The sequence below is a fragment of the Devosia sp. genome (assembly GCF_036563435.1).
In the GTDB taxonomy this organism is placed as follows: Bacteria; Pseudomonadota; Alphaproteobacteria; order Rhizobiales; family Devosiaceae; genus Devosia.
On sequence record NZ_DATCMJ010000020.1, the window covers coordinates 1 to 14,462 of the forward strand.

A 14,462-nucleotide genomic window follows, 5' to 3' on the forward strand; every position below is an offset into this window, starting at 1 on the left:
CTGCAGGCGACAGTGGCGGGAGTGGGCCGGGCGCATGGCAACGTCAGCCAGGGCGGGTCGAGGCATGGGCCGGAATCTCTGCGAGCGTTGGAGATCCCGCGAGTCCCGTGTCCGGCATAAAACCGGACGTCCCGAGACGGCAATCGTCTCACACTAAATCATCTCAAGAGGCGAAAGCCGTCTCGGGATCCGCTTCGCAGCTGCTCTGCGAAGCAGATGAAAGGCTCCGGTGGAGCCTTTCAAGGCAAGAAGGCCATGAGAGCTATGCTCGCATGGCGTCACAACCGCGTTCGAGGCGGCGTTTTGTCGTGGCGTGATGGAACCTTCGGAATCGGCCGCGTATTAACCCAATCGCCACAATGTGCCTTTACGGAGCGCCCAAAGGGCCGCAGGTCTTGCCCTTGTAACGCCCCAATGCCGGACATACATTCGGCACATGCGGCGCGCCTTCTGGTGCCGCTTTCTCCGGGACAGGATTGATGAACGGAAACTTCCGCAACTTCGCCATCTGGCTGGTCATACTCTTCATGCTGATGGGCCTGTTCCAGGTCTTTCAGTCGTCCAGCCGGTCTATTTCGGTTGCTGACAAAAGCTATTCGCAGTTCGTCAACGATGTCGAAGCCGGCAGCGTCACCAGCGTGACCATCACCGATGACGTCGTTTCCGGTACGCTGCGCGACGGCACGCGGTTTGAAACGGTGCTGCCCGCCGGTGCCGACGTCATCACGCGCCTCGAAGAAAAGAACGTCTCGATCACGGCGCAGGCGCCGGAATCGAGCCCGTTCTGGTCCATCCTCCTCTCCTCCTGGCTGCCCTTCATCGTCATCATCGGCGTCTGGTTCTTCTTTATACGCCAGATGCAGGGCGGTGGCCGTGGCGGCGCCATGGGCTTTGGCAAGTCGCGCGCCAAGCTCCTGACCGAAACGCATGGCAAGGTGACGTTCGAGGACGTCGCCGGCGTGGACGAAGCCAAGCAGGACTTGGAGGAAATCGTCGAATTTCTGCGCGATCCCGGCAAGTTCCAGCGCCTCGGCGGCCGTATTCCGCGCGGTGTGCTACTGGTCGGCCCTCCGGGTACCGGTAAGACGCTCCTTGCCCGTTCGGTCGCCGGCGAAGCCAACGTTCCCTTCTTCACGATTTCTGGTTCCGACTTCGTGGAAATGTTCGTCGGCGTCGGCGCCTCGCGTGTCCGCGACATGTTCGAGCAGGCCAAGAAGAACGCCCCTTGCATCATCTTCATCGACGAAATCGACGCCGTCGGCCGCCAGCGTGGCGCAGGTCTGGGCGGCGGTAACGACGAACGCGAACAGACCCTCAACCAGCTCCTGGTCGAAATGGACGGCTTCGAGGCCAATGAAGGCATCATCCTCATTGCCGCGACCAACCGTCCGGACGTCCTTGACCCCGCGCTCTTGCGTCCCGGCCGCTTCGACCGCCAGGTCGTCGTGCCAAACCCCGACGTCTCGGGTCGCGAAAAGGTGCTCAAGGTCCATGTGCGCAAGGTGCCGCTGGCACCCGACGTTGACCTCAAGGTCCTCGCCCGCGGTACGCCCGGTTTCTCCGGCGCCGATCTCATGAACCTCGTCAACGAGGCGGCCCTGATGGCGGCGCGGCGCAACAAGCGCTTCGTCACCCACCAGGAATTCGAAGACGCCAAGGACAAGATCATGATGGGCGCCGAGCGCCGCACCATGGCCATGTCCGAGGACGAAAAGAAGCTGACCGCCTACCATGAAGCCGGCCACGCCATTATCGCCCTCAAGGTCGCCGGCATCGACCCGATCCACAAGGCCACCATTATCCCGCGCGGCCGTGCGCTGGGCATGGTGATGACGCTGCCCGAAAGCGACAGCTATTCGTTCAGCCGTGAAAAGGCCCTGGCCCGCCTCACCATGCTGTTCGGCGGCCGCGAGGCCGAGATCATCAAGTTCGGTCCGGAAAAGGTGACCTCGGGCGCCTCGGGCGACATCCAGATGGCGACCAACCTCGCCCGCTCCATGGTCATGGAATGGGGCATGAGCGAAAAGCTCGGTCGCGTGCGCTACAAGAGCAATGACCAGGAAGTGTTTCTGGGCCATTCGGTGACGCAGTCGCAGCACATGTCGGACGACACGGCGCGCATCATCGATCAGGAAGTGCGCAAGCTGATCGAGGACGGGGAGGCCTCCGCCAAGGAGATCCTCACCACCTACCACGACCAGTGGGAAGCCATTGCCCAGGCGCTGCTGGAATACGAAACCCTGACCGGCGACGAGCTCCGCGCCCTGATGGATGGCGTGCAGCCGATCCGCCCGGACGATAACGGGCCCACCACCAAGGCCAGCGGCGTGCCGTCCGCCGGCAAGTCGGGCAAGAAGCGCCCCGATGCGCCGCCCGAGCCGGGTCTCGAACCGCAGCCCAACAGCTGAGGCAAACAATCGGAGGGTCGCCCGCAAGGCGGCCCTTTTGCCTTTCCCCATTTTCCGCTATGCCGCAAAAAGTGGTATTATCCGGACCGCAGACGGTCTGAGACGGGACAGCGCAGAATGGCACGCAAGTATTTCGGCACCGACGGTATCCGTGGCCTTGCCAATGGCGAAAAGCTGACTCCCGAACTGGCCCTCAAGGTGGGCATGGCCGCCGGCCAGAAATTCGTGCGTGGCGACCACCGCAACCGCGTCGTCATCGGCAAGGATACCCGGCGTTCCGGCTATATGCTGGAACAGGCGCTGACCGCCGGCTTCACCGCCGTTGGCATGGATGTCTATCTCCTCGGGCCCATGCCGACCCCCGCCGTCGCCATGCTGACCCGTTCCCTGCGCGCCGACCTCGGCGTCATGATCTCGGCCTCGCACAACCCTTACGAAGACAACGGCATCAAGCTGTTCCGCCCCGACGGCTACAAGCTCAGCGACGACGTAGAGCGTGAGATCGAGGAACTGATCGACAGCGATATGTCTAAGTCACTGGCGCATGGCCGCGCCATCGGCCGCGCCCATCGTGACGAAGAGGCGCGCACCCGCTATATCGAATATGCCAAGCGCACCCTGCCGCGGAACACCGACCTGTCAGGCCTGCGCGTCGTGCTCGACTGCGCCAATGGCGCGGCCTACAAGGTCGCTCCGGTCGCACTCTGGGAGCTGGGCGCTGAGGTCTTCACCATCGGCGACCGTCCCGATGGCTTCAACATCAATGACAAGGTGGGCTCCACCGCGCCGGACGCCGTGTCGGCCAAGGTCAAGGAAGTGCGCGCCGATATCGGCATCGCGCTCGACGGCGATGCCGACCGCGTCATCATCATCGATGAAAAGGGCGAGGTGGTCGATGGCGACCAATTCATGGCCGTGATCGCCCAGAGCTGGATGGAGCGGGAAATGCTTCAGGGCGGCGGCATCGTCGCCACCGTCATGTCCAATCTGGGTCTCGAGCGCTATCTGACCTCGCTGGGCCTGACGCTCGAGCGCACCCAGGTGGGTGACCGCTATGTGCTCGAAGCCATGCGCGCCAAGGGCTTCAATGTAGGTGGGGAGCAGTCCGGCCACATTATCCTTTCGGACTTCACCACGACGGGCGATGGCCTTGTGGCGGCCCTGCAGTTGCTATCGGTGCTCAAGCAGCAGGACCGGAGCGTCTCGGAAATCTGTTCCCGCTTCACCAAGGTTCCGCAGCTCCTGCGCAGCGTCAAGTTCAAGGCGGGCAAGCCGCTCGAGCACAAGCTGGTCATTCAGGCCATCGCCGATGCAGAGGCCATGCTGGGGGCAGGGGGGCGCCTGGTCGTCCGCGCCTCCGGCACCGAGCCGGTCATCCGCGTCATGGGTGAGGCGGACGATGCCACGCTGGTTTCCACCGTCGTTGCCCAAGTTGAGGCCGCTATTCGGGATGTCGCCTAGCCGGAACAACTTGCGTTTACTTGCTGTTAACGATAGGCGTCAGCCAGCAATTGTTAGGGTTAAGACGTAGGGTTAAGCCTGCTTTAAGGAAAATGTTCAATATTGGGCTTAATCGACTGGTGTCGTGGCAACCCAAGGACGTTTTTCATGCGCAAGCTAATTGCAGCAATTATGGTGGCAGGAGCCACGCTGGTCGCCGGCGCGGCAGTCGCCGCCGATTTCCCCGAATATCCCCCGATCATCGAGATCCCCGATGTGGATTACGGCGTACAGGGCTCCTTCTATCTCCGCGGCAGCGCCGCCGGTAACCTGCTCTGGGCGCGCAACCAGAACTTCTTCTGCCCGCCCGCCGGTGGGTGCGCTCCCGTCGGCACCGTCGTCACTGAATCTGCCACCGCAAACGGCTACGGCTACAGCTTCGGCGGCGGCTTCGGCTACGAAACCGGCACCGGCGTCCGTGCCGACGTCACGGTCGACCACACCTACAATTCCGGTCTCGCCAACTCCCGCGGTCAGCAGCTCAACCTGCGTTCGACGGTTGCTCTCGCCAACGTCTACTACGACTTCGGCTTCAGCGACTACGGTTCCGCCCAGGGTGGCTTCGGCGCCTATGTCGGTGCCGGCCTTGGTGGCGCCTACAACTGGCTCGAAAGCCGTGGTCCTTTCACCGGCTACGATCCCGATGGCGGTTCCTTCACGGCCGCGGGTGCGCTGATGACCGGCGTCACCTACGACATGGGCGCAATGGTCGCCGATCTGGGCTACCGCATGATCTACATGCCGCAGTTCAGCAATGGCAGCAATGCTCTCGGCGTGACACAGGGCCCCTACTTCATCAACGACAACTTCATCCACGAAGTGCGCGGTACCCTCCGCTACCGCTTCAACTAATCCCCGGTCACTCTCCGTCGACTATAATCGGCGCTCCACATGGGGCGCCGATTTGCTTTGGGCGGATGACCGGCAACGTCGTCTCCCTCGTGTGCGTTGCTGAAGGGGAGACATGCCATGACCAAGCCCGCCTTTGTGCCGCCCATGGAAGCCAAAGCCGTCGAGGACTTTCCCAGCGACAGCGGATGGCAGTTCGAACCCAAGTGGGATGGCTTTCGCTGTATTGCTGTCAAACAGGGCGGCTCGGCTGACCTCTGGGCTAAGTCGGGCAAGCCGCTAGGGCGCTACTTCCCGGAAATCGTCGATCTGGTCCGAGCGCTTCCCGGAGAGAGCGTGATGCTCGATGGCGAACTCATCATCCCACTCGACGGCGCCGCCTCATTCGACGCGCTGCAAAACCGCCTCCATCCCGCTGAGAGCCGGGTGCGCAAGTTGTCGGCGGAAACACCGGCACTTCTGATTACCTTCGATCTTCTTCATCTCGACGGCACCAACTATCTTGATGAACCGCTCTCCCGCCGCCGCGAAGAGCTCGAACGCTATATGGCAGGCGTTTCAGATCCCCGCTTGCGCCTCTCGCCGGTCAGCACGGATCCTGCTGTGGCGCGTCAATGGTTCGAGGACATCAGTACCGAACTTGATGGCGTCATCGCCAAGCGCCTCGATGAGCCTTACGCCAGCGGCGAACGCGCCATGCGCAAGATCAAGCGCATCCGGTCGGCCGACTGCGTGGTCGGCGGCTTCCGCTATGGCACGGGCTCGGAGCAGGTTGGTTCGCTCCTGCTGGGGCTCTACAACGGCGAGGGCAAGCTCGACCATGTCGGCTTCACCTCCGCCATTGCGGCCAAGGACAAGCCCGAACTTACCCGCAAGCTCGAGGCGCTCAAGGGCGGCACCGGCTTTACCGGCAATGCCCCGGGTGGTCCCAGCCGCTGGTCCACGGAGCGATCGGCCGAATGGGTGCCGCTCCGCCCCGACCTGGTGGTTGAGGTCCTTTACGACCAAGTCACCAGCGGCCGCTTCCGCCATGGTACCCGCCTCCACCGCTGGCGCCCGGACAAGGCGCCCGAGCAGTGCACCTTCGACCAGATGGCCCAGCCCGCAGCGCCGGATGAGGTTATCGGGGCAGTCCTTTCTGCACCACCACGCCAAAAGACTCATTGACGGCGTCGGTCTATCGGGCGTATTCCCCGCCTCAGGACATCTTGCCCTAACGCAAGACGCATAGACCTGGGAGGGTCGCTGAAGATGGCTGCAATGCCCCTGACCGCGCCGGCGGTGAAACCGGCTAATCCGAATTTTTCGTCGGGCCCCTGTGCCAAGCGTCCTGGCTGGACGGTTGAAGCGCTTAGCAATGCGCTGGTCGGCCGTTCGCATCGCTCAAAGCCCGGCAAGGCCCGCATTCAGCGCGCCATCGACCTGACGCGTGAACTGCTCGAAGTTCCCGCCGACTACCGCATCGGCATTGTCCCTGCATCCGATACGGGTGCCGTCGAGATGGCTCTCTGGAGCATGCTGGGGGCCCGCGGCGTCGACATGCTCGCCTGGGAGAGCTTCGGCGAAGGCTGGGTCACCGACGTTCAAAAGCAGCTCAAGCTTGATGACGTCCGCATCATCAAGGCGCCCTATGGCGAGTTGCCCGACCTTGCTCAGGTCGATTTCGCCCGCGACGTGGTCTTCACCTGGAACGGCACAACCTCGGGCGTCCGGGTCGCCGATGCCGAATGGATTGCGGCTGACCGTGAAGGCCTCACCATCTGCGACGCGACCTCGGCCGCCTTTGCGCAGAAGCTCGACTTCGCCAAGCTCGACGTGGTGACCTTCTCCTGGCAGAAGGCGCTGGGTGGGGAGGCCGCCCATGGCGTGCTGATCCTGTCGCCGCGCGCCGTCGAGCGGCTCGAAACCTTCAAGCCCGACCGTCCGCTGCCCAAGATTTTCTGTCTGACCAAGGGCGGCAAGCTGCTCGAGGAAGTGTTCGAGGCCGCAACCATCAATACGCCCTCGATGATCTGCATCGAAGACGCCATCGATGCCATGGAATGGGGCAAGTCCCTGGGTGGCCTTCAGGCCATGCAGGCGCGTGCCGATGCCAACTTCAAGGTGCTGGCCGATTGGGTCGCCAAGACCGACTGGGTTGAATTCCTCGCCAAGGATCCGGCCACGCGCTCCAACACTTCGGTCTGCCTGTCCATCGTCGATCCGGCGATCACTGCGCTCGACGACGCCAAGCAGGCCGCCTTTGCCAAGGCGATCGTTGCACGGCTCGACAAGGCGGGCGTTGCCTATGACATCGGCGCCTACAAGGACGCCCCGTCCGGTCTGCGTATCTGGGCCGGCTCCACGGTCGAGACTGCCGATCTCGCGGCGCTGACGCCCTGGCTCGACTACGCCTTTGCCGAAGAGCTCAAGGCCGCAGCCTAATTTCCGGCACCCCCACCCAACCTCCCCCTCTAGGGGGAGGGGCTGATCGAGTTGGCGGCCCAATATTGCCCAAGCTCGGAGCCACTCCTCCCCCTCCCAGGGGGAGGCCGGGTGGGGGTTCTCACCCCAACACAGATGCAAAGGGAATACCCCATGCCTAAGGTTCTCGTTTCCGATAAGCTCAGCCCCACCGCCGTCCAGATCTTCAAGGACAATGGCGTCGAGGTCGACTACCTGCCCGATCTGGGCAAGGACAAGGACAAGCTGTTCGAAGTCATCGGCCAGTATGATGGCCTTGCTATTCGCTCGGCCACCAAGGTCACCGAAAAGATCATTTCGGCGGCGACCAATCTCAAGGTGATCGGCCGCGCTGGTATCGGTGTCGACAATGTCGACATTCCGGCCGCGACCAAGAAGGGCATCATCGTGATGAACACGCCCTTCGGCAATTCGATCACCACGGCCGAGCATGCCATTGCCATGATGTTCGCTCTCGCCCGCCAGTTGCCTGAGGCCGACGCCTCCACCCGTGCCTCGAAGTGGGAAAAGAACCGCTTCATGGGTGTCGAAGTCACCAACAAGGTGCTCGGCCTGATCGGCGCCGGCAATATCGGCTCGATCGTTGCCGACCGTGCCCTCGGCCTCAAGATGAAGGTCGTCGCCTTCGATCCATTCCTGACGCCGGAACGCGCCCAGACCATGGGTGTCGAAAAGGTGGAGCTCGACGAACTGCTAGCGCGTGCCGACTTCATCACGCTCCATACGCCGCTGATCGACGCCACCCGCAACATCCTCAATGCCGAGACCCTGGCCAAGACCAAGAAGGGCGTGCGCATCATCAACTGCGCCCGTGGCGGGTTGATCGATGAAGCCGCGCTCTACGACGCGCTCAAGTCCGGCCAGGTGGCCGGTGCCGCGCTCGACGTGTTCCTGGAAGAACCGGCGCAGAACAACCCGCTATTCGAACTGCCCAACGTCATCTGCACGCCCCATCTTGGCGCCTCGACAACCGAAGCGCAGGAAAATGTCGCGCTGCAGGTCGCCGAACAGATCTCGGCCTATCTGATGACAGGCGAAATCACCAATGCGCTGAACTTCCCATCGATCTCGGCCGAAGAGGCCCCGATCCTGACGCCATGGGTCAAGCTTGCCGAGCAGCTGGGCTCGTTTGCCGGCCAGCTGACGGACACCGCGATCACCGGCATCACGCTTGAATTCGAAGGGACCGTGGCGCAGCTCAACACCCGTCCGATGGTTGCTGCCGCCATCAATGGTGTGCTCAAGCCCTCGCTAGGTGACATCAACATGGTCTCGGCGCCCCAGATCGCCAAGGATCGCGGGATCGCTGTGGAAACGACCACGCGCGACCAGCAGGGCGCCTATGAAGGCTATATCCGCCTGACCGTCACTACCGAGCAGAACGAACGGGCCGTTGCTGGAACGCTGTTTGCCAATGGCAAGTCGCGCGTCATCCAGGTCAAGGACATCAACATGGAAGCCGAACTGGCGCCCTCGATGCTCTATGTGACCAATGAAGATAAGCCGGGCCATATCGGCCGCCTCGGGTCGCTGCTTGGCAAGCAGGGTATCAACATCGCCAACTTCAATCTCGGCCGCGCCGAAATCGGCGGCGACGCCATCGCGCTGGTTTCCATTGACGGAACGCTGACCGAAGAGCAACTCGGCGAGATCACCAAGCTCGAGGGCGTCAAGCAGGCCAAGGCACTGCGCTTTTAACGCTGCGCCGTGGCGGGAACGGAGGCCTGGCAGCGCCCATCGCTGTCAGACCTCCTCCAGTTATAGCGGGGTGGTTACAGCTCATCTATCAGATTCATGGCCATTTGGCGCGCGATTTCAAGGAATTCGCTGGGCTGGTACACTTCTGCTTTCTCACTGTCGAAGACTACGCCACTGACTTCCGGCGCTAAGCGCTTGGCCGATCGCGGTGGTTAGTTGGGGCTCGTTGATTGGCCGGGAGACGCTGCGCGTAAGTCTTGAAGTGTTGTGGCACTATCTGGCCGATAAAGATCACCAGTGCACATCCAAGTGGCGTGCCGATCTCGTTGACCAGCATTCCAACCATCTGCGGCAATGCGAAAACCTGGTCAGCAGCCCGCAGCGTTTGGCCAGTCAATGCCACCAGCCCTCCGCCAAAAACGATGCCGGTGATGGCGCCGGCCAGCAGATAAGGAGGGGCCCGGCTGACCTCCCTTTCGGCGAGCACCGTAAGTGTCCAGGCAAGCAGTCCATATTCAACCGCCCGGATCAGTCCAACGGTTGCAAGTGGCACGACCACTGGCTGCTCCATGGCATCGATCAGCGTCAGCGTTGATTTTTGTGCTGCCTTGGCCACCGCTAACCCTGCCGGAGCAAAGACCAAGCCCATGAGGCCGGCGAGAGCCTTGCGCGCCTTGCCGATCGCGACCCCAATTGACACGCCGATGCAGACGAACAGAGCCCAGGTAACGCTCTGCACTAGGTCGGCAAGGGCACCTATGCCCGGCAGGCTACCGCCACCGAGTAACCGTGCGAAGATCACCAGTGCTTGCATCACCAGGCCAAGCAGGATTGCCAGTAGAGCGATGCGGGCGATCATCCGAATGCTCAGCTGCGAATGCCGCGCAGCCTGGTGATCACCAGTCGTAGTTTCCCCATTGTGGCTCATGGTCGAATCCCCCGAAGAAGGACAGACAGGCACTAAGAAGACTAAGCCACTGATCATAGCCCCAAGGCCATTGCCTTGGAAGGTGCTTGGCGCACGGGGAAATACTGGCCTCGTCAAGGGCGAAGCCGCACCAGGTTCGACCAAATCAGCTGAGATGGGTTTTTCGGTGCCGCGCTGCCCACTCAGCAAGGACGATGCCGCCAATGATGATGGCCGCGGCAAGATAGTGGTACAGCTCGAGCCGCTCTCCCAGGATCAACACCGAACCCATTGCACCGAATACAGGAATGAGATTGTGGCTCGGGGCCGCACGATTGGGGCCGACGAGGTCCACGCCGCGGGCATAGAAGACTTGGCTGAACATCGATGGGAACACCATGACATAGGCGAGGACTGCCCAGACTTTTGGAGACATGGACGGAATGGTGGCATAGCTCGCAAGTCCAGGACCGAGCAACTGCAGCATGACGAGGCCGGTCAAAGCGGCACCAAGGAAGGCAACCCCCATAAAGCTCATCATGTGGATCTGGGGTCGAAATCGGAGGGCCAGCGTATAGCCGGTATAGGTCAGGCAGGCCAAAAGGACGAAGCCGTCACCCACGTTAATGTCGAGGGTCAGAATACGGCCGAGGTCGCCGTGGGTTGCCGTCAGCATGACGCCGGAAATTGCGATCACTACTCCGAGGATCTGCAGAATGGTGGCGCGCACGCGAAAGACGATGAAGTTGGCAAGGAGAATCATCATCGGCAGGGCGCCGGTCTCGATGGAGGAATTGACGGCGGTCGTGGTCGTCAGTCCCACATAGAGCAGGACATTGTATAGGGCATAGCCGAGTGCGCCGAAGCCCATAACCAGTGGCCACGTGCGCCGGATGGTAGACCAATCCCGCTGCATGTAGCGCCAGGAGAAGGGAAGGATGAACAGCGTCGCGCCCACGCAACGCGCTGAAAGCAGCAGGAAAGGATCGATTTCTCCAACCACCAGTTTTGCCGCGACGACATTGCCGCCCCAAAAGAGCGGCGCTAGCAGCAGGAGCAAATAGGGCTGGTCGAGCAGTCGGGCATAAATGCCGCGATTTTCATGGTCTAGCGGCTTTGTCATCGTGGCCTGGGTGATGTAAGGACAATCGGACTTAGCAGTTATTCGGCCGCCGGCAAAACCTGCCAAAGGAAGCCGGGGGGACGGACGTCCAAACATCAGTTCGGGTGCGGCACGCAGGCCGGCCCCAATCGGACATATCCGGAGAAGGTTGTTTCATGGCTAATGTGGTTGTCGTCGGCTCGCAGTGGGGCGACGAGGGCAAGGGCAAGATCGTCGACTGGCTGAGCGAGCGCGCCGATGTGGTGGTGCGCTACCATGGCGGCCACAATGCCGGCCACACACTGGTCATTGACGGTGTGAGCTACAAGCTGGCGCTGCTGCCATCTGGCCTAGTGCAGGGCAAGCTCTCCGTCATCGGCAATGGCGTCGTCGTCGATCCGCATCATTTCGTTGAGGAAATGGCCAAGCTGCGCGGGCAGGGGGTGAAGATTACTCCCGAAATCCTGCGCATTGCCGACAATGCTCCGCTGATCCTGTCGCTGCATCGCGAACTCGATGCCATCCGCGAAGATAGCAATTCCGGGCTCAAGATCGGCACCACCAAGCGCGGCATCGGGCCAGCCTATGAAGACAAGGTCGGCCGCCGCGCGATCCGCCTGATCGATCTTGCCGAACCCGACACCTTGATGGTCAAGATCGAGCGGCTCCTTGGCCATCACAATGCGCTCCGCCGTGGCATGGGCCTGGTCGAAATCGAAGCGCAGAAAATCTTTGACGAGCTAACGGCCGTTGCCGCCGAAATTTTGCCCTTCATGGACCAGGTCTGGAAGGTGCTAGACGACAAGCGCAAAGCCGGCGCCCGCATCCTTTTCGAAGGAGCGCAGGGCGCTCTGCTCGACAACGATCACGGCACCTATCCTTTTGTTACGTCCTCCAATACCGTTGCCGGCCAGGCTGCTGCCGGTTCAGGGCTGGGGCCCACCGCGATCGGCTATGTGCTGGGCATTACCAAGGCCTATACGACCCGCGTCGGCGAAGGCCCCTTCCCGTGCGAACTCGACGACGAGATCGGCAAGCATCTGGCGACCGTTGGCCGCGAAGTGGGGGTCAATACCGGACGTCCACGCCGGTGCGGCTGGTTTGATGCGGTGTTGGTGCGCCAGACGGTCAAGACCTCCGGTATCACCGGCATCGCTCTCACCAAACTCGATGTGCTCGACGGGCTCAAGGAGATCAAGGTCTGTGTCGGCTACGAGCTTGATGGCTCACGTATCGATTACTTGCCGGCCTCAATGGGGGCACAGGCGCGGGTTAAGCCGATCTACGAGACCTTGGAAGGGTGGTCGCAAACCACGGCCGGCGCGCGCAGCTGGGCAGACCTGCCGGCGCAGGCGATCAAGTATGTCCGCTATATCGAGGAGCAGATCGGCGCACCGGTGGCCATGCTCTCCACCTCACCGGAGCGGCTCGATACCATCCTTGTCGTTGACCCATTCCAAGACTGAGTTTTTTTGTTACAACGTGTCGCTGCAATTGTGAGTACCAACTAACCAATGGCGGACTACAAGGAGCTGTTGCGCCGGGCCATCTCGGCGCTTCCGGAAAACAATGGGGCCGCCCGCCGGGCAGTCTACGAGAAGGCGCGCTCGGCTCTTGTCGGGCAGTTGCGCGCCATCAATCCGCCATTGCCGGCCCGCGACATCACCCAGCACCGCCTGCAGCTCGAAGATTGCATCCGCCAGGTGGAGCAGGAGGCAAGCGAAGCCATCATTTCGCTTGGGCGCGACAGCGTCGCTCCGCCGCGCACGCCTGCGGCTCCGCCCGTCGTGCGACCAGTCGCCGAGGCCATGCCGCTCCGGCCGGCCGAGCTGCCTAAGTCCGAAGAGACACCTCAATCGGCGGAGACTCCGCTGAACGAAGTGGAAGAACCCGAAGTCGAGCAGCCGGAGGAGGCCGCGGAACCAGCTGAAGCTCCCGAGCCCGAGGCACCTGCCCGCAATGTGATGTCCATCGAGGACATAATCGCGCAGGCCGCCGAGACATCCGGGGCTCCGGTTAGGTTGGTCAAGAACGAGCCTGCTGCGCCAAAGCCGGAAGCCGTGCGCGAGGGGCCGACCCTGCCGTCCATCGTAGCCCGCGCAGAGGCGGCCAAGACGGGTCCCACGTCACCCCTTATTCCACCCGCCAATGTACGGACGATCGAGCCCGCTCGCATGCCGAGCTTTGAGCCGCGCCGGGAAGCTGCGGGGCCTCTCGCCGCCAACGCTATGGTCGAGCCGCTGCGCACCACGATGCGGGCTGAACCTGCCGTCGGCAATGCCGCCACGGCACGCCAGCAGGTGATTGCACCGATCGCCGTCTCTGGTGCCCTGCCGGTAGACAAGGCGCTTTCGACCATCCGCGAAGTCGAGGTAGAGCGGGACGCCAGCGAAGCCGAGGGCGCTATAGAACGCGCCATCGAAACCCTCGACCGCGAAGCACGCGGAGAGGCTACACCCCTGCTGCCGCTGCGCGATGAAAACAGCTTCGCCGCGGCTGCCCCTGCCGAAGCCGTCGATGACGCAGCTCCTGCCGATCCCGGGACGCAGCGCAGCGGCACCGGACTGACCATATTCCTTGTTGTCTTCGCCATTCTCCTGGCTGGGGTTGGTGGCGCCGGCTTCTGGGCGTGGCGCGAAGGTTATGTCGACCTCGACCAGATGTTTGGCCAGGCGCAGGCGCCGGTGACCGAAACGGCAGACGCCGCGCCGGCCACGCCGACGCTTGATCCGGTCCAAAATACCGAAGGCGCGGCCGGGCCGGGCAACACGTCTCCGGACGCCAACCCGACCATCACCGATCCGGAGCTTAGTGGGCTCTCCGCAGACGAGCGCCTGGAGCCGACGCCGGAGCCTGTGACGCCTAACGGCAGCGAAACGGTACTGCCCGATATTGGCACGGGCGGGGAAAAGACCGAAGAGCGCCTGCCTGGCATCGAGGCGCCGGCCGAAGTCGCAGCGGATGATCCTGCGGCTTCCGTCGACCCGGCTGTGCTTGCGGGCAGCCAGTCGCTGCTGCTGGAAGCGAGCCAGGATGGCACCACGGGCGCCGTACCCTTCTCGGGCACCGTGGAGTGGAGCGAAGGCGAGGACGAGCTTGGCCTGCCCACCCTCAAGGGCAGCGCCAGCATTCCTGCGCGCAATCTCGGTGTCGATATCACCATCCGCAAGAATTCCGATCCGAGCCTTCCAGCCAGCCACCTGATGGAAGTGGATTTCGAGGTCTCCGATACGTTTATCGGCGGCACGATTGCCAATCTTCCGGGCGTGCTGCTCAAGGACGAGGAACTGGTGCCTGGGACGGCCCTGGTCGGGGCGTCGGCGCGGGTTGTGGGCAACTCCTTCCTGTTTGCACTCAGTGCGACGCCGGCTGATGCAACAACCAATACAGATCTGCTCCGGACCCGGCGCTGGATGGATCTGGCGGTGGTTTATGGCACCGGACGCAACGCCATCATTACCCTCGAAAAGGACGATGCGGCGCAGACACTGTTCGAGAAGGTCTTTACCGCCTGGGCCCAGTAGAACCCAGGAAA

Annotated in this window: 10 protein-coding genes; 8 read left to right on the plus strand and 2 right to left on the minus strand. The window is 62.5% G+C overall.

Translation table 11 applies throughout. From position 1 onward, the window contains the following. Positions 1–479 precede the first annotated feature (479 nt). The 6 genes from ftsH to serA all read left to right on the plus strand — a co-directional run bounded on the left by ftsH (position 480) and on the right by serA (position 8,918). On the plus strand, positions 480–2,408 hold the full coding sequence (ftsH, locus tag VIL88_RS17440) for an ATP-dependent zinc metalloprotease FtsH (protein WP_331990896.1): 1,929 nt from the start codon (positions 480–482) through the stop codon (positions 2,406–2,408). A gap of 117 nt (positions 2,409–2,525) precedes the next feature. Then, positions 2,526–3,869, plus strand: a complete 1,344-nt coding sequence (gene glmM / locus VIL88_RS17445) for a phosphoglucosamine mutase (protein ID WP_331990897.1) — start codon at positions 2,526–2,528, stop codon at positions 3,867–3,869. A gap of 147 nt (positions 3,870–4,016) precedes the next feature. After that, the gene (locus VIL88_RS17450; RefSeq protein ID WP_331990898.1) at positions 4,017–4,760 is read left to right on the plus strand and encodes a hypothetical protein; all 744 of its coding nucleotides are present in this window, start codon (positions 4,017–4,019) and stop codon (positions 4,758–4,760) included. Positions 4,761–4,877: 117 nt separating this feature from the next. Next, a complete protein-coding gene (locus tag VIL88_RS17455) occupies positions 4,878–5,924 on the plus strand; it encodes an ATP-dependent DNA ligase (RefSeq protein ID WP_331990899.1) in 1,047 nt (348 codons plus the stop codon). 84 nt (positions 5,925–6,008) lie between these two features. Next, positions 6,009–7,181, plus strand: coding sequence for a phosphoserine transaminase (locus tag VIL88_RS17460; RefSeq protein WP_414650165.1), 1,173 nt, complete (start codon positions 6,009–6,011; stop codon positions 7,179–7,181). 153 nt (positions 7,182–7,334) lie between these two features. Beyond that, on the plus strand, positions 7,335–8,918 hold the full coding sequence (gene serA / locus VIL88_RS17465; RefSeq protein WP_331990900.1) for a phosphoglycerate dehydrogenase: 1,584 nt from the start codon (positions 7,335–7,337) through the stop codon (positions 8,916–8,918). A 187-nt stretch (positions 8,919–9,105) separates the two neighbouring features. Here serA and VIL88_RS17470 read toward each other — a convergent pair whose 3' ends face one another. Together VIL88_RS17470 and VIL88_RS17475 are read right to left on the minus strand one after the other, a co-directional pair. Then, positions 9,106–9,777 carry a hypothetical protein gene (locus VIL88_RS17470; RefSeq protein ID WP_331990901.1) on the minus strand — a complete coding sequence of 224 codons (672 nt, stop codon included), beginning with the start codon at positions 9,775–9,777 and terminating at the stop codon, positions 9,106–9,108. A gap of 214 nt (positions 9,778–9,991) precedes the next feature. Beyond that, on the minus strand, positions 9,992–10,948 hold the full coding sequence (locus VIL88_RS17475) for a DMT family transporter (RefSeq protein WP_331990902.1): 957 nt from the start codon (positions 10,946–10,948) through the stop codon (positions 9,992–9,994). A gap of 155 nt (positions 10,949–11,103) precedes the next feature. Here VIL88_RS17475 and VIL88_RS17480 point away from each other — a divergent pair, with 155 nt between their 5' ends. Both VIL88_RS17480 and VIL88_RS17485 read left to right on the plus strand, forming a co-directional pair. Then, positions 11,104–12,393, plus strand: a complete 1,290-nt coding sequence (locus VIL88_RS17480; RefSeq protein WP_331990903.1) for an adenylosuccinate synthase — start codon at positions 11,104–11,106, stop codon at positions 12,391–12,393. A gap of 48 nt (positions 12,394–12,441) precedes the next feature. Beyond that, positions 12,442–14,451: a hypothetical protein gene (locus VIL88_RS17485; RefSeq protein WP_331990904.1), complete on the plus strand. Its 2,010-nt coding sequence runs from the start codon at positions 12,442–12,444 to the stop codon at positions 14,449–14,451. Positions 14,452–14,462 lie beyond the last annotated feature (11 nt).

Coding starts and splice junctions, on each gene's coding strand:
- ftsH (WP_331990896.1), top strand. CDS start 480: ATGAACGGAAACTTCCGCAACTTCGCCATCTGGCTGGTCATACTCTTC.
- glmM (WP_331990897.1), top strand. CDS start 2,526: ATGGCACGCAAGTATTTCGGCACCGACGGTATCCGTGGCCTTGCCAAT.
- VIL88_RS17450 (WP_331990898.1), top strand. CDS start 4,017: ATGCGCAAGCTAATTGCAGCAATTATGGTGGCAGGAGCCACGCTGGTC.
- VIL88_RS17455 (WP_331990899.1), top strand. CDS start 4,878: ATGACCAAGCCCGCCTTTGTGCCGCCCATGGAAGCCAAAGCCGTCGAG.
- VIL88_RS17460 (WP_414650165.1), top strand. CDS start 6,009: ATGGCTGCAATGCCCCTGACCGCGCCGGCGGTGAAACCGGCTAATCCG.
- serA (WP_331990900.1), top strand. CDS start 7,335: ATGCCTAAGGTTCTCGTTTCCGATAAGCTCAGCCCCACCGCCGTCCAG.
- VIL88_RS17470 (WP_331990901.1), bottom strand. CDS start 9,777: ATGATCGCCCGCATCGCTCTACTGGCAATCCTGCTTGGCCTGGTGATG.
- VIL88_RS17475 (WP_331990902.1), bottom strand. CDS start 10,948: ATGACAAAGCCGCTAGACCATGAAAATCGCGGCATTTATGCCCGACTG.
- VIL88_RS17480 (WP_331990903.1), top strand. CDS start 11,104: ATGGCTAATGTGGTTGTCGTCGGCTCGCAGTGGGGCGACGAGGGCAAG.
- VIL88_RS17485 (WP_331990904.1), top strand. CDS start 12,442: ATGGCGGACTACAAGGAGCTGTTGCGCCGGGCCATCTCGGCGCTTCCG.